This is a genomic window from Sphingobacterium chungjuense, assembly GCF_011316935.1.
Classification (GTDB): Bacteria; Bacteroidota; Bacteroidia; order Sphingobacteriales; family Sphingobacteriaceae; genus Sphingobacterium; species Sphingobacterium chungjuense.
Map to the genome: position 1 here is coordinate 400,975 of NZ_WLYS01000002.1, position 25,584 is coordinate 426,558.

The following is a 25,584-nucleotide window of genomic DNA, read 5'->3' on the forward strand; positions in this document are numbered from 1 at the left end:
GAGCGAACGATTTATCTAAGACCTTCCTGTTAGTGGTTCACACAAAAAGGAAGGTCTTTTTCGTTAATGATACGATAACAACGAAACCACGTTAGTGCTAAAACGATCCAATCGTCCGCTGGCTTGTAGGAAAGCTAAGTTGATTAAAAAACAAAAACCAGCCACTTCTCCACCCACTTTTTCGATCAGCTTGGAGGCTGCCACAACTGTGCCACCCGTGGCCAAAAGATCGTCGTGAATCAAGACACGCGCTCCAGGTGCGATAGCATCTTCATGAATCTCAATAGTAGCTTGGCCATATTCTAACTTATAGGATTCGGAGACCGTCTTATGCGGCAATTTTCCTTGCTTACGAATGGGTACAAAGGGTTTGTTTAGATGATTCGCCAGCATTAGGCCAAACAGAAAGCCGCGACTCTCTATACCCGCGATCACATCAAATTCTAAATGTTTGATTCGTTCGGCAAATTCGACTACCACTTCGCTGCACACGTCTGCATGTTGTAGAATCGGGGTAATATCTTTAAATACAATACCTGGTTGTGGGAAGTTCGGCACATCACGTACCAAGGATTTTAGTTTTTCTTCGAGCATTTATTGTTGGAAATCTAAATAGAGTTCAATTTTAGTAAAAAAATCTGTATCCAGCATCAGTATTTTTCGCATATCGTCGATTGACCGAAATTTACCATGCTGATTGCGGTATTGTACAATGCGTTCAGCTTGTTTCTTAGCAATATAAGGATGACGCTGTAATTCATTCGCATTCATATCATTGATTCGAATTTTACGCAACACAGGTGATGCTATGTACACTTGCAAATACCACTCTGCCAATCGTTCACCTGGTAATCCGTATACTTCACTTAATTGTTCCAGCTGATGAAAACCACCTAACAATTCTCGATAGCGCACAATACGTGAAGCATACGTACTGCCAATACCACGTATGGTCTTCCAATCCGTGGTATCGGAGCGGTTCATATCGATCCGCACGGCAGTTTTTCTGGTCTGTGCTACAGAAGTACTACGCTTATCTGGGTTCGATCCAAGCATAGATGTAGCAGATTGCTCTTTATCATATTCCGAGCTTTTGGTTTTCGCATCCGCAATACGTATAAAAGGGGCTATCTGTCGATATAGTTTCTCATCGATTACATACATCTTCTGTACATCTTCCTTCTTTCTAAACACCCCACCCCGTTCCTCATAACGATGGATCACCGCGATCTGTTTTTCTGATAAACCTAATTTAGACCATTCTTCTGCCGGTAGCCGATTAGGATCAAAAGGTTGTAAATTTAGAGGTTTCTGGCGTTTGTTTACACTAGTTTGATTCGCATGGTATTTTGATGGGCGTTCTGCAAATGTCTGTACCGAATAAGCTGGCAATGGTGCTGGCTTGCGAAAGAAATACCAAACGAATGGCGCAAGTGTGATCATCAATATCACTACCGTAAAAATGAGAAAGCCATTGCGCTCCCTGTACGTAAGATTGAAAAATTCCTGTAACCGTTTCACCTTGTTTTAGATTTTGGTCAACCACCATTCCCCAAATAGCGAATTATATGCTTAAATTTGAGATAAATTTTTAACGTATACAATACATGCACATCGTCAAAGCTCCATTTCTACTACGAAGCTTCTACCCAGAGGCCACTTGGAATAGATCGAGAAAGGAAAAAAAAATATACCTGACTTTCGACGATGGACCCATTCCAGAGGTGACGCCATGGATTTTAGACACCTTGAAACAGCATCAGGTAAAGGCTACTTTTTTTTGTGTCGGTGAAAATGTGCAGAAAAATCCAGCCATTTTGAAACGCCTGCTGAACGAAGGACATGCCGTGGGCAATCATACTATGCAGCATTTAAAAGGTTGGGATACGCCACAAGACATTTATCTGCAAAATGTAGCAGCGTGCCAAAAATTGATTGACGCCAAACTGTTTCGCCCGCCCTACGGTCGAGCTAAAAAATCACAATTGAAAGTACTGAGAGAACACTACGAAATCGTAATGTGGGATGTACTCACGGGCGATTACGATCCAAAAATCACCCCCGAACAGTGCTTAAAAAATTCGGTAAAATACACCAAAAATGGCAGCATTATCGTGTTTCATGATAATGTGAAGTCATTTGCTAATGTACAATACGCCCTGCCACGCATGATCGAGCGACTCCAAAAGAAAGGATATGAGTTCGCCCTACTGTGATGTATCTTGACTGCTAAATTCTTGATAAGTAGAGAAATCAAACTCATATACCGTAGCGCTACTCACGCCGAAATAACCTAATGCTCCATTTGAAATATTGGAAGTCGGATTTGCTGGTGCGGCAGATCCAGGGTTCGTCGATTGAAACTCATTCCAATACCGATACACCGCAGCACTAATACTCTGCCGACGGACAATAACTCTTGAGGTCATTTCGATATCATTATCCACGCTACCGATTTGATGTGTGACATACAAGCCATCATTGAACTTGTCACTGAAGACACTGAAAAATTTCATCGGCTTGCCATCTACGGATACATTGTATTTATAGTAGTTGGGCACACCTGCTGGATCTTGGAAGCGCAGTGTCGCAAAATAATATGTATCATTAAATATATTCTCGCGTAGCATGCCTACAGAATCCACGGGAACGGCCACCGGCATCGTTTCTGTCGATTCATACACTTCGCCATCTACTGTTACACTGAGCGAATATGTGGCATTCTCACGTACATTGAAAGAACGATTGATATAACCTTGATGTTCTTCCGAATACACGAATGGAAATACATTATTACGTGGACCCACAATCATTACTACCGCATCGGCAACTATTTCGCGTGGTCTGGCATCGTTGAAAGGCACCGTCCGCGAAACGTAGATCACCTGGGTATTGGGCAAATTATTTAGATCTGCTTCGATTACCACCCGTTGGTCGGCATCATTTAAATTAATATCTATGATCTCTTCACAAGATGACAGCAATTGACACAGCAGAAGAAAAATCGCAGGGATAAAAAATCTTTTCATGACACTAAAACTTAAAATTCCAAGTTACTGAAGGAATGGCTCCGAATAAGGCTATTTTGTAGGCCTCCGTGATATTGGGATTTACCTCATTCTCGCGGAAGTCGATGATGTACGCATTGCGTCGGTTGTAAGCATTGTATACGCCGAATGCCCAACTAGAACTAAAGCGTTTTTTTTCTGGCGTAGGTTCGTAAACCACCGAAAGATCCAAACGATGATAATCAGGCATGCGATAACCGTTGCGCTCGGTATAATAAAACCGAGTGCTGCCATCCAATTGGTATTTCCCGGATGGAAATGTAATCGCATTACCCGTATTGTACACGAATGTTGCGCCGGCAGTCCAACGTTTCGACAATTCGTACATCGCCACAACGGAGATATCGTGCGTACGATCTTGTCGCGCATTGAACCATTCGCCACCATTGATCTGGTCAAATTGACGCTCACTTTTTGCTAAAGTGTAGCTCACCCAACCATTTAATCTACCGCGATTTTTTCGTAAAAGCCATTCAATACCATAAGATCTTCCCTTACCAAATAGCAATTCGCCTTCCAACTGATTATTAGCTTGCAAGTCGGCACCATTTCGGAAATCGATCTGATTCCGCATATCCTTGTAGTAGATCTCGGTAGAGAATTCGTATCCATTATTAGCAAAGTTCTGGAAATAACCCAATGAAACCTGATCCGCAATTTGCGGTTTGATATTTACACTGCTTATGACATACTGATCCGTTGGCAAACTCGAAGTCGTGTTGGTGAGCTGATGTAGATGTTGTACAATCCGGTTATAGCTCGCCTTAATACTATTATTACCGTTCAACAGATAGCTCATCGAAAGTCGTGGCTCGAGGTTGAGGTAATTCTTGACCACCTCGCGCCCGTATTGCTGTTCAGCAATAGCTTCCCCATCATCATCAAAATCATAAAATGTGCCTGGCCCCATCACCATAAAATTGGTGAGGCGCAAACCATAAATCATCGAGAAACGATCTGATACCTTCCATTCGTCTGAAGCGTAAATTGCAGACTCTATTCCTTGTCTCGTATCGACCGCGATGGAATTGACCGAACTATTTTGTGCCGCACTCAGACTGGCTGGACGAATGGTTTGACTCAAGGCATTCAATCCGAAGCGGATGGAATGATTGTTGAAGCCATAATAGGTAAAATCTTGTTTCAAATTCCAATTTTGGATCTGTGAGGCGATGCCAAAATCGTTATCATTGCTATTCACGCGCACATTATACGTGAAATCACTATAGATCAAGGATGTATTGCTAAACAGTTTTTCATTTAGGATACTGTTCCAGCGCAACGTAGCAGTGGCATTGCCCCAATCAAAACTAAACTGATCGGAATACCCTAAATCATCCTTACCGAAGTAGCCCGAGAGATAAATCGTGTTGCGATCATTGATCTTATAATTCATCTTCGCATTCAGGTCGTAGAAATACAACTTACTTTGGTTAACATTTTCATCATTCGACAGCTTTAAAAAGAGATCGGCATACGTACGACGGCCGCTAACCATGAAGGAGCTCTTATCCTTTACAATCGGGCCATCGATTTTCACGCGCGAAGCGATTAGTCCTACGCCACCTTCTACGCCAAATTCTTTTTGGTTGCCATCTAGCATATTGATATCGAGCACCGACGAGATACGACCACCATACTGCGCTGGAATACCACCTTTAAATAAATTGACGTCTTTAATCGCGTCCGAATTGAAAGTCGAGAAAAAGCCTAGTAAATGCGACGCATTGTATACGATGGCTTCGTCTAGCAAGATCAAGTTCTGATCGCCGCCACCACCACGTACAAAGAAGTTGGATGAGCCTTCATTGCCTGTAGCTACTCCCGGCAATAGTTGAATGGTTTTGAGAATGTCTGGCTCTCCAAAGATGACCGGAACTTTCTTAATTTCTTCTGCTGTAATTTTAAGCGCGCCCATTTGCGGACTTTTCACTTGGTTAGGGCGTGAAGAGGCAGAAATTACGATTTCTTCAATCTCCTTGCTTTCGTTGGAAATTTCAAAGCTGCGCTGCACATTTTGCTTCAATTCGATCGTATTAGCGATCGTATTGTAGCCGATGTAGGAAACTTCCACTTGGTACGTACCTGCCGGAACTTGTACCGAAAAGAAACCATAACTATTGGTGCTGGCCGAAATATCTAAATCGGGAAATCGAACCATCGCTCCAATCATCGTTTCACCAGATTGTGCATTTTTTACAAAGCCACTTAACGTGACCCGATTTTGTGCATGAGCAACGGTAGTAAATAGCAATAAGGAACAGAGCGCGAAGAATATCCTAAGCATCATGAATAATTAGTAGTGAGAATTCTATCTTTCCGAGTCAACGAAAAACTGATGAAAAAAGGCAAATTGAAAGTCAAGCGATTTGCTTACATATGCCCAGTCATGCTTGCCTGGCATACTTTGATAATGGTGCGGTATGTTGAGATAAGTCATGCGCTCGTGCAAACGCAAGTTGACCTCGTAAAAGAAATCATCGCGCCCACAATCAATGTAAATTGGTAACGGCTGGCCACCTGCCAAATGAAGCATTTCCATCACCGTATGCGACTGCCAAGATGCGGAGTTTTCTGCGTAGCTTCCTAGTCGCTTTTCCATATCCCAGTTATTGGGAAAAGGACGAATATCCACACCACCGGCAATACTTCCTACTGCGCCATATACATCCTGATGTCGCAATGCAAGATATAAAGCGCCATGCCCACCCATACTAAAACCGGTAATTGCGCGATAGCGCGATTCTTCGTTTGCGGGATAATTAGCAGAAATATAGTTTACCAATTCGTTGGACACGAAAGTTTCGTACTGAAAGTCCTTGTCGCCATCGATGTCCCAATACCACGAGCTGTGGCCACCATCTGGACAAACCACTAAGATTTGATAGCGATCTACCAACTCCTGTAATTGGGCGACACGCTGAATATAATCATTGTATTTACCGCTGAAGCCATGTAGTAAATAGAGCGTGGGCAGTTTGGAGTTGAGGTTGCTAGCAGGCTGCACAACGACTGCTTTTATATTTTTCTGCATGCTATTGCTATACACCTCAACGGTATCGACTTGTGCGCCAATCAGCTGCTGACACAGCAGCAGGAAAGACAGCAACATAAAAGGTAGCTTCATTATTTGACTAATTGATACCTATAAAGGTACGATTCCAATCCTAATGGTCGCTCACTAATCGTATAAAATCTTCGGCCATCACGGTCAAAAGCAATTCCTTCACCTTGCGGCTCGGGTGCATAAGGCACTTCCTCGTATGGTTTACGCAATGCGGAAACAACGGACTCTGAAGGATTACGTTTCCAATGATAGATACTGGTCAAATTTTTTACTAAAATATCTTGTCCGTTGGCCGATATATCAGCAGCCGTCACAAAAAATAAGGGTAATTCCGCTTCTCTTTTTAAGACGTATGGTTTGCTCGATTGCCCTACAGATGATGTATGTTCTTGCAAGAAGTCAGCACTATACACGTGGACATGGAAGTCACGCTTGGTAATTAAGATGAGTTGATTGGTCAATGGGTCTACAAAAAATGCTTCCGCATCTCTCGGTCCATCTGGATACACTACTTCAAAGCTGTTGATGTGAGCAATTACAGCCTTACGCACTCCTTTTTCCCAAACGGGCTCTGCGAATTCATGAAAAGTGATATGCTTTCTTTTAGCACGATTATCGCCAATATCACCGACTACCAAATGATATTTTCCATCGCGCATCATCCAAGCAATCTCTTCAAAATCGCGTGCTATCACACCTTCTAGCGTATAAGTGCACAATAGATTTGCGGCAGAATCGATTAAATAGATATGCGCATCGTCACCACTATCATTGTGTACCCAGAAGCAATTTGGATTGACCAGAGAAGGCACAATACCTGACAATTCTTGCAACGCCGGATGTTTCACCTTGCCTAAGGCTTGGCGGTCAACTGCCGGATGCACCTGCGCATTTATAAGGCTGGATGATAGTGCAACCAAACTTAAAATCAGGCACAACCTAACGTAAGTCAATTTCATATTTTTCGTCTCTTCCTAAACAGGAATTTTCTTAGTTTGCAGCAAATGCAGCGATGATCTGAGCGCGGAAAGAGTTATCTTTTTCTGAGATTTCAAACGACTTACGATACGTATCCAGTACTGCAAATACTTCAGCCTCGGCACCCATATCATTCTCCAGGAAAAGCTTAAAGCTGTAGGTCGCTTGTTTATTTTTGCTCAAATCAATGGCTTCATTATTGGAAGAAAACACCAATGGCGCAACGGTATTCATCGTCATCTTTCCGGTATCTTTCAAGCCAAACAATTCTTGTAAAGCCTGCACAAAGTGATCTGAATCTGCTCCTAGCGATGAAAAACGAATCGCTCCCGGTACGAATCCATTTTCTTGATCTGGCTCACCCGTCGCGGTAACACCTGCCGCAATCTCTTTCAAGATTTCGATCTTCAGTCCAACGGTATCTTCTCTAAATAGCGATTTCGCGGTATAGATGACCGTCGAATCAGTCTCCTCTTCACCAACAATATTTAGAAAAAACTTATACTTAGCCGCCTTTTCGTCATTGACAAATGGACGGCTCTCTAGTATTTGCTGATCATTACTCGAGTTAGTAGTTCCATTATCTTGTTTCTGTGGCGATTGACAGCCTATCATTGCCCCAAGCAATGTCACCATTCCTATAATAGCATATTTCATATTCATAGCCTTTCGTTTTGATCGTTTAACAAATCTGCAAAAAATTAGTTTGAGTCGGAAATGTGTAATGATGATATTTTCAACCCATTTTCTTTAGACCAATGCATCATACAACACCTCCACCGGATGGTAAGCCCGTCGATCGCTACCATCAGCAATCTGATGCCGACACGATGTACCTGCCGCCACAATGATATCTTCTGTCGCTGCCAAACGCACCGCAGGCAATAATACCAACTCGGCAATGTTCATCGAAACCTCGTAATGTTCTTTCTCATAACCAAATGAACCAGCCATACCGCAGCAACCAGAGGGAATAAGCTCCACGGTGTAATTAGCAGGAAAGGAAAGTACATTCTTCGTGTGCTGCATCAGTTGAAAAGCTTTCTGATAACAGTGGCCGTGAATTTTTATTTTTATTGCATTGCTGCTGAAAGCCGTTTGAGCAATATTTCCTCGAAGCATTTCTTGATCCAAGAATTCCTCCATAGTCAGCGCATAGCGAGCCAAATGCTGCGCCTCTGATTTCCAATCGGCATCGGCCAAGTCCAAATACTCATCACGAAAAGTCAAAATAGCCGAAGGCTCTACGCCTATAATTGGTGTTGCATCATTCACCAATGGTGAAAGCTTCTGCACATTATACCGCGCCAGCGCCTTTGCTTCCTTGACAAAGCCCTTGGAGAGATAGGTGCGTCCACTCTCTTTGTGCTCAGGAATGATAACTTCATAACCTAAGCGTTCGAGTAGCAGAATCGCTTTTTTACCAATTTCCGCGTCGTTGTAATTGGTGAACTCATCACAAAACAGATAAACCTTTCGCACTGCTGATGGCGACTCCCTATCCCGCGAACTCCAACGCTTCAAAGTCGTGTTGGCCACAGCTGGCAAGGAGCGTTTTTGGGCGAAGCCCAACAGATGCTTTACTGCAGACGATACCATTGGAGAACGGACAAGTGCATTGTATATCGGAGCAACCAAAGAAGCCAACTGTTGTGACTTCGTAAAGTTAGCAATCACGCGCGAACGAAATGATGGACCAAATTGATCGTAATACTGCTGTAGAAACTCAGCTTTCATCTTGGCCATATCCACTTGGGATGGGCATTCGGTCTTACACGCTTTGCAACTCAGGCAGAGGTCCATCACCTCTTTGATCTCTTCGTGTGCAAAGCGATTTTTTTGCGTAGAAGAAGTCAAAAATTGCCGTAATACATTGGCTCGTGCTCGTGTAGTATCTTTTTCATCACGCGTGGCCATAAAAGAAGGACACATCGTACCTCCGCTAATTTGCGTTTTTCGGCAATCGCCCGAGCCTGAGCATTTCTCCGCAAGCCGAAGAATGCCTTCTTGTTTGGTGAAATCGAAGTACGTGTTTACCAATTCTTGCTTATTTCCCACCTCATAGCGAAGCGACGTATCCATCGGTGGCGTATCGACAATCTTTTGCCGGTTGAAAATACCTACTGGATCAAAAATTTGTTTTACTTGTTGTAGTAAAGCATACACTTCTTGGCCAAGCACTTTGCCGATGAATTCTCCGCGCAATCGTCCATCCCCATGTTCTCCGCTCAGAGAACCATTGTATTTTAAGACCAAATCAGTCGTCTTTTCCAAAATCCTTCGAAACTGCTTGACGCCTTGCGGAGATTTGAGATTCAAGAACGGCTCAATATGCAATTCGCCGGCACCAGCATGCGCATAATACGATGCGAGCACATCTTCTTCGGCCAACAATGCTTGCACATCGGCAACATAAGCTGGCAAATCTTCGGGTGCGACAGCACAATCTTCAATCAAATTGACAGGCTGCGAATCGCCTGGCAAATTGCGAATCAAACCTAACCCTGCTTTACGCACATCCCACACCAAATTAGATTGATCTCCTAAAACCAGCGGATAGGCGTAGCCTAAATTTTGGGCTTGCAAATCAGCTTTCAACGCCTCGGCTTGCGCTACCACTTGTTCTACCGTATCGGCACGAAACTCAACAATGAGTAGCGCCGCAGGATCACCAGATATAAAAAATCGATTGTGCTGATAAGTCGGATGCCCTACCGTATAATCTAAAATATATTTATCAATCAATTCGGAGGCCTGCGGTTGATGTTGCAACGCTACCATATTGCCCTGCATGCAGGAGATCATATCAGTAAAATGAATACACAACACGCCAACTTCCTTTGCGGGCAGCGGCATCAGCTTCAATTTTGCTTCGAGCATTATCCCAAGCGTACCTTCGGAACCCGCCAGCAATTGACAAAGATTAAATGGACGATCCTCGTCTGCCAATAAATCCAAGGCATAACCTGTATTTCTTCTGGTCAACGTTTTTTTGGGATAGCCATTGGCTATGGCCGATCGATTGGCTTTGTCTGTTAGCAAATCATTCAACTTTCGATAGATTTCACCTTCACGCGTTTGCAGATGAAACTTTTGCAGCAATTGCGTAGGCGTCAGAGCTTTCACCTTTATGCGTGAACCATCGTCCAATAATAATATCGCCGACAACAATTTTTGCCGTGTATCTCCCCAGACAATAGAATGCAAACCAGAAGAATTATTGCCTACCATTCCGCCGATCATCGCGCGACTTGCCGTAGAGGTTTCCGGACCAAACATCAAACCAAAAGGTTTTAAGAATGCATTCAGATCATCGCGTATCACACCTGGTTGTACACGCACCCAACTTTCTTCTTGATTCACTTCAATAATAGCATTGAAACAGCGCGACATATCAAGCACAATTCCATTTCCAACCACTTGGCCGGCCAAGGACGTCCCAGCGGTACGCGGAATCAGCGTCGTCTGGTTTGTTCGAGCAAACTCAATCAATCGCTGCACGTCGACATCATCTTTCGGAATAGCTACTGCTAAGGGCAATTCTTGGTAGATCGAAGCATCTGTGGCATAGGCCAAGCGCATCGTATGATGGGCAGGAATGTCATTATCGTAATAAAGTTCTCCGCGCAAAATATGGGAAAGCGATTTCAATACTTCCTTATTCATAAATCTCTCTACAATAGCATGTGGGTGAATGGTCTAGCAAACATAATTAAAACCATTTTCATTCTACGTATATCCTATTATGATAGGCTTGTATACGACTGCTTAAAATGAGAACATAATTCTCCAATAAACAGCCAAAACTGGTTTATATTCTAATTTACACATACCAAATGAATATAATTCAGAATTTACAATTAAATAACGAACAATATTCATTTTAATGATTACTTTTGCGCCACAATGGAGAAAGTGGAATATAATTTAGATCAAGTCGACCTGCAAATCCTTCGGATCATGCAGCAAAATGCCCGAACAAACAATGCGGATATCGCACGTGAATTGGGCATGGCACCATCGGCTATTCTGGAGCGCGTGAAGAAACTAGAGCATAAAAGTGTTATTCTAGATTATCACACACAGATCAACCCAGATGCTTTAGATCAAAAAATGCTGTCGTTCATTTTCATCAAATCACACGACAACATTGGCGATCAGCGCGTCGGTCTTTTATTGGCCAAGATTCCAGAAGTATTGGAAGTACACGATATTGCCGGTGATGATGGCTACTTGATCAAAGTGCGTACCAGCGATTCAGGCGGTTTGGTAGATCTTATGCGAAATACACTGAGTCAGATTGATGGTATTATATCGACGCGCACCACCATTGTACTGGAAACGGTAAAGGAAAGCCATAAATTGGTTATTCCTAATTCTTAACATTTTAGATTTTTTTGTGATGGTAAAACAACTACAATCGCCAATTGGGCTTGTCATCTTCGCTTATCTGGTCGTATATATTGTCTGGGGATCTACCTTTTTCTTCATCGAAAAGGCATTGCATGCCTTTCCTCCTTTTGTGATTGGCTCTATTCGTTTCTTGACGGCAGGAGCACTACTCATGGGATACTGTAAGATAAAAGGTTACCGGCTTTTTGAACGTACTGCCGTAAAACAAGCTGTATTTGTGGGTTTCTTATTGCTATTCTTAGATATGGCTGCCGTGATCTGGTCAGAGCAATTCATCTCAAGCGGTATTGTATCTATCATATCTGCTGCTACCGTCATCTGGTTTGTCGTATTGGACAAACCGCGCTGGAAGGAGAATTTCACTAGCCCGACAACGGTAATTGGTTTGGTGATGGGATTCATTGGTGTATTGATGCTGTTTGCCGAGCAAATATTTAACAGTAATGGTGATGAACACGATCAATCAATGGTGCTTATCGCGATGATTGTCATGACCATGGGTACCATCGCATGGACAATCGGATCACTCTATAGTAAATACAGTAGAAAACCAACTGACGATAGCGATAACGCTGAAGACAGCAAATCGGAAAAAACAAAAGATTTGCACGTAAGCGTAAAAACTGCTTGGCAAATGTTAACCGCTGGTGTGGTATTTACTATTGTCGGTTCTACGAATGGTGATTACGCAAAGTTCGACGCAGCCAGCGTACCAATTGAATATTGGGGAGCGATTGTTTACCTTATTATCATGGGATCCATCTTAGCGTTCAGCTCTTACATTTGGCTATTGCAAGTGCGGCCTGCCACAGAGGTAAGCACCCACGCTTACGTAAATCCCATCGTTGCGCTCTTGTTAGCCCATTTTTTTACAGATCACGTCGTTACGGGATTGCAGATTCTTGGTCTATGTGTCGTCCTGAGCAGCGTTCTCTTAATGAACTGGAAAATGTACTCGGATAGTAAATTGATTCACAATTTTAAAAGAAAACGTCGGATCAAAAAACTACGCCACATGGCACCAAAATCCAGCATTCCACGCATTGTGGAAATTGCTGAATTCGCGGAAACAACAAGAAAAGAAAAAAGTTAAAAATATTTAACATATAACCCTGCAACATTCCCTTCTTTCATCGCGTCTTGAAGATATGAAAGTAAGCGTATAGATCGGCTAAGTGCTATCGAAACAGTAGGTGAAATTTTTACCGGTAAATCTCCCCAACTGACCGAATATAGCACGACGCTAGTCGAATTACCATTCTGCTGAGGCCGTTTGTACGCTACTTTTGAAGAAACAACAAAACATAACTTCAAACAATATGAAAAAGATATTCATCACCCTCATCGCAGCAATCTTGGTTAGTCTAAGTATGAACTCCTTTGCTGCCCCACTGGTAAATCCTTTAAAGAATTACAATTCTAACCGTATCGTCGCTACATATGTAGAGATGATCTCATCTGGCAATTACGAATGGAGCGAGCACTTGCTTGCGAAAGACTTCGAATATGTCAACGATGTAAACCGCACAAAAAACACCCGCTCTGAATATTTGAGCTTCTTGAAAAAGAATAAAGGTTTGAAATACGATTGCACCAGCAAATTTGAAATTTTGGATGAAGTAGGCAATACCAGCATTGCAAAAGCAACCATGGACTTCGGTCACTTCACCCGTGTAGACTATATCACATTAAGCCGCGTAGATAACGGATGGCAAGTGAGTAAAGTCGTGACCACTTACCCTTAGAAACTGGGTATTTTGTTTCAGTGTGTGTAAAGCCTACATTAGATGTAGGCTTTTTTGTGTTATAAGCAACCTATTAAACCTTTTAGTGGGATGTTGGTCTGTTATTTGAGTATTTATTTATTATGAGAAAGATCTTAATTACACTGCTTATTCTCGTCCTTGTAGGCTTCGCCGGATGGATGATCTGGAAAAGATTCAGTCCCGTAGACAACGTAGAATCCAGACATCAAATATTAGTAGAACGTATTGAAGCTATGGGCAAACTGGAGTTGGTAAAATACCGACTAAGCGATGTAGTAGAACATAAAAATATTAGCACGTACTTACCAGATGCGTCCGTATTATTGATTGTGAAGGCGGATGCTGTGGGTTGTGTTGATTTATCTCGGATCACACCGAATGATATTGAAGTTATTGGCGACTCGGTTACGATACAGTTGCCGCGTCCAGAGATTTGTTATGTGCGCATTGATCACGATAATTCCCGTGTGTACGATACGAAGATGGCTTTCTTCCGTGAAGCGCAATTGGTAGATGCCGCTTATAAGGCAGCCGAAACGCAAATCATGAAGGAAGTACGTCAATCGGATATCCTAGAACAGACGAAATCAAATGCATTACATGTATTTCGCCCGCTGTTAGAGGGATTGGGATATGCGAAAGTGAATCTATCATTCGCGCCGTAGGCGCTTGGATGATCGCCAGACAGATGCACTTTGTTAAAGAAATGTTAATATCCAATATTTACACAACAAGCGAGACAGTCCGGCGTTTTAGTAGTATAATTTCATAATTTAGGTTAATAATTGGTTTGGTAAACTCCTGAAACTCCCCGTTTCAGGAGTTTTTTTATGTATTCGATTTTAGGATTTTGTTAACGTGAATGGAATAGGTGATCAGTTTTTTGTAAGTTGATGGTGTTGTATAGAGTTGATGATAAGATTGCCTGAGCTTCGCAAAGATGACAAGTTCATTAGTAGAAGTGAAATAATAAATCTCGTCATCGCGGAAGCATGACGAAGCGATTTCTTACGAAAATGATCACAGACAAGACCTCCCCATTCTGTATCTTTGACAAAGACAAACCCTAACTTCATATCCTAGCGTGCAAGACTTTGATAAATTAATACAAGAACATTTTGGACGACTCACAAGCGAAGAGTTGAACCTAATTCGCTCGTATTTCCGCGAAGAAAAGCTGAGCAAAAATGATTTCTTTACGAAGGCCGACAAAGTTTGCGACAAGCTAAGCATCGTTAAGTCTGGAATATTAAGGGTTTATGCGTTATCAGACGGAAAAGAAATTACGCAATGGATATCTACCGAAAACTTCTTAATTACGGAAGTCTTGGGTTTCTTTTTTGATCAGCCCAATCGCTGGAATATACAAGCTTTTACAGATACCGCGCTTTTGACCATCAGCAAGGCAAACTATTTAAAGCTTTGTCAAGAATTTCCAAAATGGAATGAGATTGAAAAACGGTTTATTGTCAAATGCTTTGCCATGATCGAAGACAGAGTTTTCTCTCATTTATCCATGACGGCAGAAGAACGATATGACCTGTATTTTCAACAAAACAAAAACTTGTTTAATCAAATCCCATTGCAATACATCGCTTCTGTCCTCGGGATGACACCTGAAACATTTAGCAGAATAAGAAAACGGCGAACGGAAAATCCTTGATTTAAATCAAGAGCCTTTGAGCGATAGTTTCGGATCTTTGTAGTATCATAAAAACAGCTATGAAGAACCTTTTGAAACTCGAAGAATTGGCACAGCTAATCCTTGCTATTATTTTATTCAACCAGTTAGACTACGCGTGGTGGATTTTCATCGCTTGTATCCTATTGCCAGATGTATCGATGATTGGCTATATGTTCAACACTAAGATAGGCGCTTTTCTCTACAATTTATTTCATCATAAATTGCTAGCAATTGCTGTTCTAGCTGTAGGATTGTGGCTTCACCATTCACCCCTTACTTTAGCAGGTATCATTCTGTTGGCCCATTCGGCTATGGACAGAATATTCGGCTACGGACTAAAATTCGATGATAGTTTTAAAAATACGCACCTAGGTAAGATTGGATAATTGATTTTTGGTTGATAACCAAAAATTCAAAACCTAATCACCAAGAAACGAAGCGATTAACCTTACTTCACAGAAGCCTTTTTCGCCTGCTGATACAGGTCTAATACAAAATCCAACTGCTGCTCTTGCGTTAATTGAGAATTATCCAATACAACTGCATCTTCGGCTTGGCGCAGCGGACTTTCTTCGCGAGTACTATCAATATGATCACGATGCGCTAGGTTTTCTTTGACCTCTTCCATCGTGAGCTGCTCGCCTTTGGCTGCCAATTCAGCAAAACGACGTTCTGCACGGATATAAGGATCAGCGGTCATAAAGATTTTTAGATCCGCTTGCGGAAATACCGTCGTGCCAATATCACGGCCATCCATTACAATATTGCGCTTGGCACCTAACTTTTGCTGCTGTGCGACCATCGCTGTGCGCACTTGTTTCAGTGCACTTACCTCACTTACCAACGACGATACTTCCATCGTACGAATCGCATCGGAGATGTCTTCGCCATTCAACAAAATTTGGGTTTGTTGGCTATTAGGAATAAAATCAATATGTATATCCGAAATGGCTGCCGCGACTTGCGCTTCGTCGTGCATATCCACGTTATTCTGTATAAAATACAGTGTAACGGCACGATACATCGCACCACTATCTACAAATACGAAGTTTAATTTCTTAGCCAAAGCTTTGGCAACCGTGCTTTTCCCGCAGGAAGAAAAGCCATCAATAGCAATTACAAAGTTATGCTTCGCCATTAGTTCTGGCCTCCTATCATGACGCCTGGTTTTCCCACAAAAGGGGTTTTAATAAGATTTTCGTCCACAATGCTTTCTGGCAGGAAGATGTATTTCTTATCATACATCACATTATCCACGTAATAACTGACCCAATATTCATTCGTCAGGCCAAATACTTCGGTATCGATTGCCTCAATCTTGATGGCTGACTGAGCAAGCACATCTCCCAAGAAATGTCGTAAGGTGGTGGTTTTTACCTCTCGACTATCTTTAACGCCATATCCTTTGGAAGATACCAAGACATTTTGCAGTTTGGCCTTTTGCTCATTGATCAGATAGACATTCCACACCTTACCTTGTGGCGAATCGCTCTCTAAAACGACCGCTACATCTACTCCCGACACCTTATTTTCCGGCAGATCCTTCTTCATGATTAGGATTTCTTTTTTGTAGTTGTCTTTTTAGCCGTCGTCGCCTTTTTCTTAGGTGCTTTCGTTGCTGTTTTAGCAGCAGCCTTGGTGGCTACAGCACCTTTTTTAGGTTTCGGCGCTGTTTCAGCCCATTTGAGCACATCCTCGTAGGTAATTTTTTCGACCTCGGTGCCTTTAGGGATTTTGATATTTTGCTTACCTAATCGGATAAATGGACCCCAACGCCCATTTTCGATCTGCGCATCTGGATTCTCGTCGAATACACGAATTACTTTATCCCGATCTTTCTGACGTTTCTCCTCGATGATCGTGACCGCCTCTTGCTCCGTAACATCCAAGGGATCTACTCCTTTTGGTAGCGAATAAAAAGAACTGTCGTGGCGAATATAAGGGCCAAAACGACCAATCGCAACCGACATATCCTTATCTTCATAAACGCCTACTTTCTTCGGCAATTTGAAGAGTTCTAATGCGTCTTCGAGCGTGATCGTTTCGATCATCTGCCCTTTACGTAAGGAAGCAAAGCGTGGTTTCTCCTCGTCGTCTGGAGATCCAATCTGTACGAGTGGTCCAAATTTTCCAACACGCACACTGATCGGCTTGCCCGAAACTGGATCTACACCGAGCTCGCGTTCACTATTTGCACGATCAGCATTCTCCATGGTATCCTGCACTTCGCTGTGGAAAGGACCGTAGAAATCCTCCAACATATCCGTCCATTGCTTCGCACCATGTGCAATCTCATCGAACTCTTTCTCCACTTTGGCGGTGAAATGATAATCTACAATGCCTTTGAAATGCTGAATCAGAAAGTCATTCACCAACATACCGATATCGGTCGGAAACATTTTATTGCGCTCCGCGCCCGTGATCTCTGTTTTTGTCTCCTGAATGACTTCTTTATTTTTAACGGTCAATACATCAAACTCACGTTCGCGACCTTCTCGTTCTTCTTTGACCACATAACCCCGATTCTGAATAGTCGAAATCGTTGGCGCATAGGTAGATGGTCTACCAATACCGAGTTCCTCCAATTTCTTTACTAAAGACGCCTCTGTAAAACGCGCTGGCGGTCTTGAAAAGCGTTCTGTAGCCGACAAATCGTTCAATTGCAGGACCTGTCCTTTTGCTAAAGGCGGCAATAAGGCATTATCACCATCATTATCCAATCCGCCTTCTTGATCCTCATCCATCGATTCCATGTATACTTTGAGGAATCCGTCAAATTTCATGATCTCGCCGTTTGCCACAAACTCTTCTGCCCGGGTCGATATATGAATCTTCGCCACCGTTTTTTCGAACTCGGCTTCGCTCATCTGAGAAGCGATGGCACGTTTCCAAATCAACTCATAAAGACGTTTTTCTGACGCGTCTACCTCTACGGTGTGATTAGCGAAATAAGTTGGACGAATCGCCTCGTGCGCCTCTTGTGCTCCGGCCGATTTGGTTCTGTATTGGCGTTGTTTATGGTACTTGTCACCGTATGCATTCACAATCTCTGCGCGAGCGCTTTCAATTGCGGTATCCGACAAGTTTACCGAATCGGTACGCATATAAGTGATATGTCCAGCTTCGTACAATCGTTGTGCGACTTGCATCGTACGTGCCACCGAAAAACCTAATTTTCTACTCGCTTCTTGTTGCAAAGTCGAGGTGGTAAACGGAGCAGATGGACTGCGTTTCGCAGGTTTCTTTTCGAGTGAACTGATCTCAAAGGCAGCGGCAATACAATCTTTTAAGAAATCATGTGCTTCTTCCTTTTTATCAAAGCGTTGCGGCAACTCAGCCTTAAATAATTCGCGCGCATTGCCAGTAGAAAATATCGCAGTTACTTTAAAGGCAGCGGTCGCTTCGAACTTATTGATCTCACGTTCGCGATCTACAATCAGACGTACCGCTACAGATTGTACACGGCCAGCCGATAAAGAAGGTTTCACCTTGCGCCATAAAACAGGCGACAATTCAAATCCCACTAGACGATCTAGCACGCGACGTGCCTGTTGCGCATATACTAGATTGTAATCAATCTTACGCGGTGATTCTATTGCTTTTAAGATGGCGGGCTTGGTAATCTCGTGAAATACGATTCGCTTAGTACTATCGTCCTTGAGACCTAAAGTCTCAAAAAGATGCCAAGAAATAGCTTCTCCCTCGCGGTCCTCATCGGACGCTAACCATACCGTTTCCGCTTGCTTAGCGAGTTTCTTTAATTCGCTGACCACCGCTTTTTTGTCGGATGGAACTTCGTAACGCTGTTCGAACTTATTGGCGGTATCAATAGCATCGTCGGTTTTTACCAGATCCCGGATGTGTCCGTAGCTAGATTTTACTAGGAAATCTTTACCTAAATAACCTTCAATCGTCTTAGCCTTTGCAGGGGACTCTACTATCAATAAATTCTTCGCCATTAATGCCTCTTTAGATTCTTGCAAAGAAAACGTTTTTAGAACGCATTGCCAATATTATTAGCCTAATTTTGTCGGAAAAGTTAATAATAGGATCAAAAGTTGACAACAAATCAGCAATTAATAGATGTTGTCTGATGTCAACATATGCTCTCTCTTTCTTATCTATAGTAGTATTCGACTAACTTTCATCGAAAGCTATCACGAAAAAGCAATCCCAACTAAATAATATCTTAAAAATGTATATTAATAAAAATTTAACATCGCGTATTCCGACTTTTTTATACATTTGCAGCGCATGGAAACGCGCATGAATCGGTTGTTGACCTTGTTTGGGTTTTGGATGTTTACCATCTATATGGTATCAGGCCAAACTATGCCGGACAAACTACGCACTGTTCCGCCCCTTGCTGCACGATGCGAATTAATCACCGCATCTACGACCCACACCACCACCCCACCTACTCTACAGCATCATCAATATTCCACGCACGCTTCTTCTCATCACGCTACCGATCAAGCGATTGAACAAGTAGAAGAAATATCGGTGAAAAAAGAGGACGCCGCACCGCAAGCAGATCGTTTTGCGCAACAAGGCTTCCATCCTAGATGGTGCTACGATGAGCTAGCTCAATCCATAACTTGCTTACCAAGTTATACTAGACATATTGCCAACCAACTGGCAATCCGTACCGAACGGTACATCCTTTTCCAAGATTTTCGCATTTAGCCTTCATTACTTCTCCTATCTGGAGCTTTGCTAAGCTGCACTAATTATTGCAGTTAGCGTTCATATGGTGTACCATAGCCTATACAGCCGTGATTTGCATGTGCGCTCACTACACCATCTCCCAAAACGTATTTATTAAATCAATTTCTGATAATAACATCATATCTCGTATGAAATTCAACACCATTTTGTATAGCTTGATATCGCTATGCATAGCTACATCTTGCCAACAAAAACACACGCATACAGAAGAAGAAGGTCACTACACGGCCACCTCGCCTTTAGTACAAGACACCACGATTACCAAACAATACGTCAGCCAGATCCGTTCGATCCGACATATTGAGATCCGCTCACAAGAGCGCGGTTATCTAGAAAAGGTATTTGTTGATGAAGGGCAGTACGTGCACAAAGGACAGCTCCTGTTCCAAATCATGCCCAATGTCTATAACGCAGAGTTTCATAAAACAGAAGCCGAACTAGAAACAAACCGCATAGAAGTGCTCAATGCGCAAACCCTATTTGATAAAAATGTGGTCTCTGCCAATGAACTGGCATTGGCCAAAGCCAAATACAAACGCGCTGAAGCCGAAATGGAGCTCGCTAAAACGCATCTTCAATTTACACGCATCACCGCGCCTTATGATGGTTATGTAGATCATTTGAATCTTCGTCTAGGAAGTTTGGTCGATGAAGGGGATCTATTGACTAGCCTTTCAGACAATAGCCAAATGTGGGTGTATTTCAATGTACCAGAGGCCGAGTACCTCAATTATAAAAATAACGCCAGCGAGCATAACCTCGATCAGGTACAGCTCTTTTTGGCTAACCAACAAGTGTTTGAAAACTCCGGTAAAGTCGAAACCATCGAAGCAGACTTCAATAACGAAACGGGTAACATTGCTTTCCGAGCGACCTTTCCTAACCCTAAAAACATCTTAAGAAATGGACAAACCGGTACAATACTTATGGCCGTACCGATGCCACATGCCGTAATCATTCCGCAAAAAGCCAGCTTTGAAATCATGGACAAAAGGTATGTGTATGTCATCAATGCCGACAATCAAGTGAAATTGACTCCAATCCAAGTGAAAGCGGAAATGCCTGACCTGTTTATTGTAGGATCTGGATTAACTGGAAAAGAAAAAATCCTGCTCGAAGGCATTCGTAAAGTACAAGATGGTGATAAAGTGGTAGTCGACTACGAATCACCGCGCGAAGCGATGAGCAAGCTCACCTTGGCCAGCGAATAAGTTACACGTCCACCTTAAAGTATTAACAAACATGTTTGAAAAATTCATAAAACGGCCGGTGCTTGCCATCGTCCTCTCTATCGTGGTCGTGTTCCTCGGCTTATTGGCCATCGGTACACTTCCTATTTCGCAATTTCCAGACATCGCCCCTCCTGTGGTTGTCGTGAATATTGCTTATCCTGGCGCCAGCGCCAATGTACTGACTGAATCCGTGCTTATTCCGATGGAAAAATCCATCAATGGTGCGCCGGGAATGAAATACATGACTTCTGACGCCACCAGTGCGGGGGAAGCTACGATCATGGTGTATTTTGATTTGGGAACAGATCCCAGCCAAGCGATGGTCAATGTAAAAACGCGGATTGAGCAAGTCACCAACCGACTTCCAGAACTCGTACAACGTGAAGGTTTGGTAGTGAGTTATACCTCGCCCAATATGTTGATGTACGTCAACGTGTACAGCAAGGATCCCAATGCAGATCAGAAATTCTTGTACAATTTTGCCAACGTCAATGTCATCCCAGAAATTTCCCGACTAAACGGTGTAGGTAGTGCCAAAATCTTGGGAAGCCGGATTTACGCGATGCGCATTTGGCTGAATCCTGATCGCATGCGTGCGTATAATATCTCTACCGATGAAGTGATGGAAGCCATGAGCCAGCAAAGCATCATCGGAACACCGGGTCGTCTCGGCCAAAGTACGGGCAAGCGCTCTCAATCGCTAGAATATGTGCTTACCTACAAAGGCCGATACAATAAAACTGATCAATACGAAAACATCATTATCCGCTCCAATCCCGAAGGCGAAAGCTTGAAATTGAAAGATATCGGAACGGTGGAGTTAGGTAGTGAATTCTATGATATTTATTCTAATCTTGACGGTTTGCCTTCTGCCTCCATTACCTTGAAACAAAACTATGGTAGTAATGCCAATGAGGTGATCAAAGAGGTAAAGGATAAGCTCGAAGAAATTAAAGCTTCTTCCTTCCCTCCCGGAATGGATTATAAAATCACTTATGATGTATCCAACTTCTTAAACGCTTCTATTGATAAAGTGGTGCATACCTTGGGTGAAGCGTTCATCTTAGTAGCGCTTGTAGTTTACCTGTTTTTGGGCGATTGGCGTTCTACGTTAATCCCAATTATTGCCGTTCCCGTTTCGCTCATTGGTGCATTTATGTTTATGCAGGCATTTGGACTTACCATCAACCTCATCACACTCTTTGCCTTGGTGCTGGCGATCGGTGTGGTGGTGGATGATGCCATTGTGGTTGTAGAAGCCGTGCATGCCAAGATGCATGAGAAGCATCTGCGACCTTATGCTGCCGTGGTGGAAGTCATCAAAGAGATTAGCGGCGCGGTAATCGCCATCACCTTATTAATGACGGCGGTATTTGTTCCAGTCGCATTTATGACTGGACCAGTCGGTGTCTTCTTCCGGCAATTTGCCATCACGATGGCTTGTTCTATTGTCATTTCGGGTTTCGTAGCCTTAACGCTCACGCCGGTACTTTGTGCGATGTTACTCAAACCGCATAAAGGCAAGAAAGCCAAACTCAATCCGATCGAGAAATTCTTGGCCGTATTCAACAAAAAATTCGACCGTTTGAATGTGCGTTATGCCTTGTTCTTGAAGCGCATCGTCAACCGTCGCATGGTGACCTTTACATTATTGGCTGCATTTGCAGTCGGTATTTTTGGTATTTCGAGAACGCTTCCGTCAGGTTTTATACCTAATGAGGATCAAGGAATGATTTACGCCATCGTACAAACGCCGCCAGGATCTACTTTGGAACGCACCAATGACCTGGCGCGTCAACTGCAAAAAGCGGCGGAGCATGTGGATGGCGTGGCTTCGGTAACGGCTTTGGCAGGTTACGAGATCTTGACCGAAGGTCGCGGATCCAATGCCGGAACCTGTCTGATCGAGCTGAAAGATTGGTCGGAGCGCACGCACAGCGTACCGGAGATTATCGAACAGCTCGAAGAGCACACCAAAAATATTGCTGGCGCTACGATTGAGTTCTTTGGCCCACCAGCCGTGCCGGGATATGGTGCAGCAGGCGGTTTTTCTCTGCGTTTGCTAGATAAAACCAATACCGACGATTATAAAGCATTGGAGCAAGTGAATGATGAATTTATGGCTGCTTTGCGCAAGCGCAAAGAATTGACCGGTATGTTTACGTTCTTTTCGGCCAACTATCCGCAATTCGAACTAGAAATTGATAACGAAGCCGCCATGCAAAAAGGCGTCAACATTGAAAATGCGATGAACAACCTCTCTATCTTGATTGGTAGTACATACGAGCAAGGTTTTATCCGCTTCGGTACATTTTATAAAGTGTATGTGCAAGCATCTCCAGAATACCGCGCTTTGCCAGACGATATTATGAAATTATACGTGAAGAATGATCGGGACGAAATGGTACCGTACTCCGCTTTCATGACCATGCACAAAACGCAGGGATTGAACGAGATTACGCGTTATAATATGTATCCATCTTCGGCTATTAAAGGCGAACCGGCCAATGGTTATAGTACAGGAGAAGCCATTCAGGCGATCCAAGAAGTAGCCGCGCAAACCTTGCCACGAGGATATGACATAGGCTGGGAAGGATTAACAAAAGACGAAGCCGCTCGTGGTAATGAAGCCATTTACATTTTCTTAGTCGTACTCGGATTTGTGTATCTGGTATTAGCAGCACAATATGAAAGCTTCATCATTCCGCTATCGGTTATCTTTTCGCTACCTGCCGGAATCTTCGGCACCTTTTTATTACTCAAGATCATGGGTTTAGCCAATGATGTGTACGCGCAGGTGGGACTAGTCATGCTGGTCGGTTTGCTCGGTAAGAATGCGGTGTTGATTGTGGAGTTTGCGATGCAAAAACATGCGGAAGGTCTTTCGATCTATCGTGCTGCCGTAATGGGCGCACGCGTACGTTTTCGCCCGATCTTGATGACTTCTTTTGCCTTTATTGCGGGTATGATTCCGATGGTGATGGCACACGGACCAGGCGCTATTGGAAACCGTACAATCGGCGCAGCAGCAGCCGGTGGTATGTTGCTCGGTACGATCTTCGGCGTCATCGTCGTGCCTGGATTGTATTTCATCTTCGGAACGATCGCCAATAAACGGAAACTCATCAAAGACGAGGAAGAAATGCCTTTGCTCGAAAAAATTGAAAACTAATGAAAAGAACAACTTTATTATATAGTACCCTGCTCGTAGCATCCGCTTTAGCAAGCAGCTGCGGCACGCCAAAGATCATCGAAAAACAAGCGTCTACTGTGGCCTTGCCAGAAGCCTACGCCAATGCAGATTCTACCCGGAACATAGCCGATTTGCATTGGAACAAATACTTTAACGATCCACATTTGGTACAACTGATCGATACGGCTTTGTTGCATAATCAGGAATTGAATGTGATGCTGCAAGAGATTGCCATCTCGAGCAATGAGGTGTTGGCACGCAAAGGGGAATACTTACCATTCGTAGGTGTGCGCGGTGGCGCTGGTGTCGAAAAACGCAGTGAAAATACGCCATTAGGTGCGCTGGAAAGAGAAGTGGAGATTCGCCACGGAAAAGAAAATCCAGAACCGATGCCTGACTTCGGTGCCGCATTATTTGCCAATTGGGAAATCGACATATGGCATAAGTTGCACAATGCTACGAAGGCAGCACAATTGCGATTCTTATCTTCTGTAGAAGGTAAGAATTTTATGGTGACTAATCTGGTCGCGGAGATTGCCAACAGCTATTATGAGTTATTGGCGCTCGATCAGCAACGCATTATCTTGCAACAGAATATCGCCTTGCAGGAGAATGCCTTGACGACTGCCAAAGTGCAAAAACTGGCGACTCGCGTCACAGAATTGGCGGTCAAAAAGTTTGAGGCAGAATTGCTCAAAACGCAAAGTTTGCAATTTGAAATAGATCAGCACATCGTAGAGACTGAAAACAGACTGAACTATTTGGCAGGGCGTTTTCCGCAGCACATTGAGCGCACAACTGCCGAGTTTGATGAAAACACTTTAGCCGCTTTGGATGCTGGCTTGCCAGCACAATTATTAGAAAACCGCCCCGATGTGCGGCAAGCAGAACTCAGCATGGCAGCAGCAGATCTGGACGTTAAGGTGGCCAAAGCACGTTTTTATCCTTCTTTGGGCATTTCTGCCTCGATCGGATATCAGGCGTTTAACCCTGCTTATCTGTTGAAAACACCACAATCATTGGTGTATTCATTGGCTGGAGATTTGATGGCACCGTTGGTGAATAAAAAAGCCATTCAAGCCGATTATCTGACGGCCAATTCGAAGCAAATCCAGTCGGTATTTGAGTACGAACAGACGGTATTAAATGCTTACGTGGAAGTCGCGAATCAGCTTTCGAAATACCACAATGCGGTAGAAGCCACGCGCTACAAAAACCGGCAGGTAAATGTACTCAATGAGTCTATACAGATTGCCAATGATCTGTTTAGCGCGGCACATGCCGATTATATGGAAGTGCTGACCACACAACGTGATGTGCTCGAATCGAAATTTGAACTAATCGAATCGCAGAAATCACAGTACAACGCCTTGGTGGATCTCTACCGATCCCTTGGTGGCGGTTGGCAATAAAAGAGACAGGGCAATCCTAAATGGATTGCCCTGTCTCTTTTTT

Annotated in this window: 22 protein-coding genes; 11 read left to right on the top strand and 11 right to left on the bottom strand. The window is 43.3% G+C overall.

Features of this window, described 5'->3' with window-relative positions:
• Window positions 1-63: 63 nt before the first annotated feature.
• Window positions 64-594, bottom strand: a complete 531-nt coding sequence (locus GKO22_RS06515; protein WP_166333395.1) for an adenine phosphoribosyltransferase — start codon at window positions 592-594, stop codon at window positions 64-66.
• The gene (locus GKO22_RS06520; protein WP_166333397.1) at window positions 595-1,521 is read right to left on the bottom strand and encodes a ComEA family DNA-binding protein; all 927 of its coding nucleotides are present in this window, start codon (window positions 1,519-1,521) and stop codon (window positions 595-597) included.
• An 86-nt stretch (window positions 1,522-1,607) separates the two neighbouring features.
• On the opposite strand from GKO22_RS06520, the gene GKO22_RS06525 reads away from it, so the two are divergent.
• The gene (locus GKO22_RS06525) at window positions 1,608-2,216 is read left to right on the top strand and encodes a polysaccharide deacetylase family protein (protein WP_166333399.1); all 609 of its coding nucleotides are present in this window, start codon (window positions 1,608-1,610) and stop codon (window positions 2,214-2,216) included.
• Here GKO22_RS06525 and GKO22_RS06530 read toward each other — a convergent pair.
• The 6 genes from GKO22_RS06530 to GKO22_RS06555 form a co-directional block, all read right to left on the bottom strand.
• Window positions 2,208-3,029 (bottom strand): DUF4249 domain-containing protein, encoded by an 822-nt coding sequence (locus GKO22_RS06530; protein ID WP_166333401.1) that lies wholly within the window; start codon window positions 3,027-3,029, stop codon window positions 2,208-2,210. The genes GKO22_RS06525 and GKO22_RS06530 overlap by 9 nt on opposite strands.
• A gap of 4 nt (window positions 3,030-3,033) precedes the next feature.
• Window positions 3,034-5,358 (bottom strand): TonB-dependent receptor, encoded by a 2,325-nt coding sequence (locus tag GKO22_RS06535; protein ID WP_317165704.1) that lies wholly within the window; start codon window positions 5,356-5,358, stop codon window positions 3,034-3,036.
• Between the two features lie 21 nt (window positions 5,359-5,379).
• Window positions 5,380-6,195 (bottom strand): alpha/beta hydrolase, encoded by an 816-nt coding sequence (locus GKO22_RS06540; protein ID WP_166333403.1) that lies wholly within the window; start codon window positions 6,193-6,195, stop codon window positions 5,380-5,382.
• Window positions 6,195-7,094: a hypothetical protein gene (locus GKO22_RS06545; protein ID WP_166333405.1), complete on the bottom strand. Its 900-nt coding sequence runs from the start codon at window positions 7,092-7,094 to the stop codon at window positions 6,195-6,197. Before GKO22_RS06545 ends, GKO22_RS06540 begins: the two co-directional genes overlap by 1 nt.
• A gap of 31 nt (window positions 7,095-7,125) precedes the next feature.
• Window positions 7,126-7,776, bottom strand: coding sequence for a hypothetical protein (locus GKO22_RS06550; protein ID WP_166333407.1), 651 nt, complete (start codon window positions 7,774-7,776; stop codon window positions 7,126-7,128).
• 87 nt (window positions 7,777-7,863) lie between these two features.
• Window positions 7,864-10,779 (bottom strand): FAD-binding and (Fe-S)-binding domain-containing protein, encoded by a 2,916-nt coding sequence (locus GKO22_RS06555; protein WP_166333409.1) that lies wholly within the window; start codon window positions 10,777-10,779, stop codon window positions 7,864-7,866.
• Between the two features lie 240 nt (window positions 10,780-11,019).
• On the opposite strand from GKO22_RS06555, the gene GKO22_RS06560 reads away from it, so the two are divergent.
• From GKO22_RS06560 to GKO22_RS06585, 6 genes are all read left to right on the top strand, one after another.
• Window positions 11,020-11,496: an Lrp/AsnC family transcriptional regulator gene (locus GKO22_RS06560; RefSeq protein WP_166333411.1), complete on the top strand. Its 477-nt coding sequence runs from the start codon at window positions 11,020-11,022 to the stop codon at window positions 11,494-11,496.
• Between the two features lie 19 nt (window positions 11,497-11,515).
• Window positions 11,516-12,619, top strand: a complete 1,104-nt coding sequence (locus tag GKO22_RS06565; protein ID WP_166333413.1) for an EamA family transporter — start codon at window positions 11,516-11,518, stop codon at window positions 12,617-12,619.
• 226 nt (window positions 12,620-12,845) lie between these two features.
• Window positions 12,846-13,271, top strand: a complete 426-nt coding sequence (locus tag GKO22_RS06570) for a nuclear transport factor 2 family protein (RefSeq protein ID WP_166333415.1) — start codon at window positions 12,846-12,848, stop codon at window positions 13,269-13,271.
• Between the two features lie 122 nt (window positions 13,272-13,393).
• Window positions 13,394-13,957 carry a DUF4230 domain-containing protein gene (locus tag GKO22_RS06575; RefSeq protein ID WP_166333417.1) on the top strand — a complete coding sequence of 188 codons (564 nt, stop codon included), beginning with the start codon at window positions 13,394-13,396 and terminating at the stop codon, window positions 13,955-13,957.
• Window positions 13,958-14,376: 419 nt separating this feature from the next.
• Window positions 14,377-14,955: a Crp/Fnr family transcriptional regulator gene (locus GKO22_RS06580; protein ID WP_166333419.1), complete on the top strand. Its 579-nt coding sequence runs from the start codon at window positions 14,377-14,379 to the stop codon at window positions 14,953-14,955.
• A 59-nt stretch (window positions 14,956-15,014) separates the two neighbouring features.
• Complete coding sequence (locus GKO22_RS06585; protein WP_166333421.1) at window positions 15,015-15,362, top strand: DUF4260 domain-containing protein; 348 nt, start codon at window positions 15,015-15,017, stop codon at window positions 15,360-15,362.
• Window positions 15,363-15,424: 62 nt separating this feature from the next.
• Here the strand turns inward: GKO22_RS06585 and cmk are convergent, their stop codons facing one another.
• Genes cmk through topA form a run of 3 tightly spaced genes read right to left on the bottom strand, consistent with a single transcriptional unit; the run spans window position 15,425 to window position 18,935 of the window.
• On the bottom strand, window positions 15,425-16,114 hold the full coding sequence (cmk, locus tag GKO22_RS06590) for a (d)CMP kinase (RefSeq protein ID WP_166333423.1): 690 nt from the start codon (window positions 16,112-16,114) through the stop codon (window positions 15,425-15,427).
• Window positions 16,114-16,527 (bottom strand): hypothetical protein, encoded by a 414-nt coding sequence (locus GKO22_RS06595; RefSeq protein ID WP_166333425.1) that lies wholly within the window; start codon window positions 16,525-16,527, stop codon window positions 16,114-16,116. Before GKO22_RS06595 ends, cmk begins: the two co-directional genes overlap by 1 nt.
• Window positions 16,528-16,529: 2 nt before the next feature.
• The gene (topA, locus tag GKO22_RS06600) at window positions 16,530-18,935 is read right to left on the bottom strand and encodes a type I DNA topoisomerase (RefSeq protein ID WP_166333858.1); all 2,406 of its coding nucleotides are present in this window, start codon (window positions 18,933-18,935) and stop codon (window positions 16,530-16,532) included.
• A gap of 295 nt (window positions 18,936-19,230) precedes the next feature.
• Between topA and GKO22_RS06605 the strand changes: the two genes are divergently transcribed.
• The 4 genes from GKO22_RS06605 to GKO22_RS06620 all read left to right on the top strand — a co-directional run bounded on the left by GKO22_RS06605 (window position 19,231) and on the right by GKO22_RS06620 (window position 25,541).
• Window positions 19,231-19,662, top strand: coding sequence for a hypothetical protein (locus GKO22_RS06605; protein ID WP_166333427.1), 432 nt, complete (start codon window positions 19,231-19,233; stop codon window positions 19,660-19,662).
• A 170-nt stretch (window positions 19,663-19,832) separates the two neighbouring features.
• Window positions 19,833-20,915 (top strand): efflux RND transporter periplasmic adaptor subunit, encoded by a 1,083-nt coding sequence (locus GKO22_RS06610; protein WP_166333429.1) that lies wholly within the window; start codon window positions 19,833-19,835, stop codon window positions 20,913-20,915.
• A gap of 31 nt (window positions 20,916-20,946) precedes the next feature.
• A complete protein-coding gene (locus tag GKO22_RS06615; protein ID WP_166333431.1) occupies window positions 20,947-24,108 on the top strand; it encodes an efflux RND transporter permease subunit in 3,162 nt (1,053 codons plus the stop codon).
• Window positions 24,108-25,541 (top strand): TolC family protein, encoded by a 1,434-nt coding sequence (locus GKO22_RS06620; protein WP_166333432.1) that lies wholly within the window; start codon window positions 24,108-24,110, stop codon window positions 25,539-25,541. The genes GKO22_RS06615 and GKO22_RS06620 overlap by 1 nt, the downstream gene beginning before the upstream one ends.
• Window positions 25,542-25,584 lie beyond the last annotated feature (43 nt).

Excerpts from the sequence above, each read along its gene's own strand:
- GKO22_RS06515 (WP_166333395.1), bottom strand. The coding sequence starts at position 594 with ATGCTCGAAGAAAAACTAAAATCCTTGGTACGTGATGTGCCGAACTTC.
- GKO22_RS06525 (WP_166333399.1), top strand. The coding sequence starts at position 1,608 with ATGCACATCGTCAAAGCTCCATTTCTACTACGAAGCTTCTACCCAGAG.
- GKO22_RS06530 (WP_166333401.1), bottom strand. The coding sequence starts at position 3,029 with ATGAAAAGATTTTTTATCCCTGCGATTTTTCTTCTGCTGTGTCAATTG.
- GKO22_RS06535 (WP_317165704.1), bottom strand. The coding sequence starts at position 5,358 with ATGATGCTTAGGATATTCTTCGCGCTCTGTTCCTTATTGCTATTTACT.
- GKO22_RS06540 (WP_166333403.1), bottom strand. The coding sequence starts at position 6,195 with ATGAAGCTACCTTTTATGTTGCTGTCTTTCCTGCTGCTGTGTCAGCAG.
- GKO22_RS06545 (WP_166333405.1), bottom strand. The coding sequence starts at position 7,094 with ATGAAATTGACTTACGTTAGGTTGTGCCTGATTTTAAGTTTGGTTGCA.
- GKO22_RS06550 (WP_166333407.1), bottom strand. The coding sequence starts at position 7,776 with ATGAATATGAAATATGCTATTATAGGAATGGTGACATTGCTTGGGGCA.
- GKO22_RS06555 (WP_166333409.1), bottom strand. The coding sequence starts at position 10,779 with ATGAATAAGGAAGTATTGAAATCGCTTTCCCATATTTTGCGCGGAGAA.
- GKO22_RS06560 (WP_166333411.1), top strand. The coding sequence starts at position 11,020 with ATGGAGAAAGTGGAATATAATTTAGATCAAGTCGACCTGCAAATCCTT.
- GKO22_RS06565 (WP_166333413.1), top strand. The coding sequence starts at position 11,516 with ATGGTAAAACAACTACAATCGCCAATTGGGCTTGTCATCTTCGCTTAT.
- GKO22_RS06570 (WP_166333415.1), top strand. The coding sequence starts at position 12,846 with ATGAAAAAGATATTCATCACCCTCATCGCAGCAATCTTGGTTAGTCTA.
- GKO22_RS06575 (WP_166333417.1), top strand. The coding sequence starts at position 13,394 with ATGAGAAAGATCTTAATTACACTGCTTATTCTCGTCCTTGTAGGCTTC.
- GKO22_RS06585 (WP_166333421.1), top strand. The coding sequence starts at position 15,015 with ATGAAGAACCTTTTGAAACTCGAAGAATTGGCACAGCTAATCCTTGCT.
- cmk (WP_166333423.1), bottom strand. The coding sequence starts at position 16,114 with ATGGCGAAGCATAACTTTGTAATTGCTATTGATGGCTTTTCTTCCTGC.
- GKO22_RS06595 (WP_166333425.1), bottom strand. The coding sequence starts at position 16,527 with ATGAAGAAGGATCTGCCGGAAAATAAGGTGTCGGGAGTAGATGTAGCG.
- topA (WP_166333858.1), bottom strand. The coding sequence starts at position 18,935 with ATGGCGAAGAATTTATTGATAGTAGAGTCCCCTGCAAAGGCTAAGACG.
- GKO22_RS06605 (WP_166333427.1), top strand. The coding sequence starts at position 19,231 with ATGGAAACGCGCATGAATCGGTTGTTGACCTTGTTTGGGTTTTGGATG.
- GKO22_RS06610 (WP_166333429.1), top strand. The coding sequence starts at position 19,833 with ATGAAATTCAACACCATTTTGTATAGCTTGATATCGCTATGCATAGCT.
- GKO22_RS06615 (WP_166333431.1), top strand. The coding sequence starts at position 20,947 with ATGTTTGAAAAATTCATAAAACGGCCGGTGCTTGCCATCGTCCTCTCT.
- GKO22_RS06620 (WP_166333432.1), top strand. The coding sequence starts at position 24,108 with ATGAAAAGAACAACTTTATTATATAGTACCCTGCTCGTAGCATCCGCT.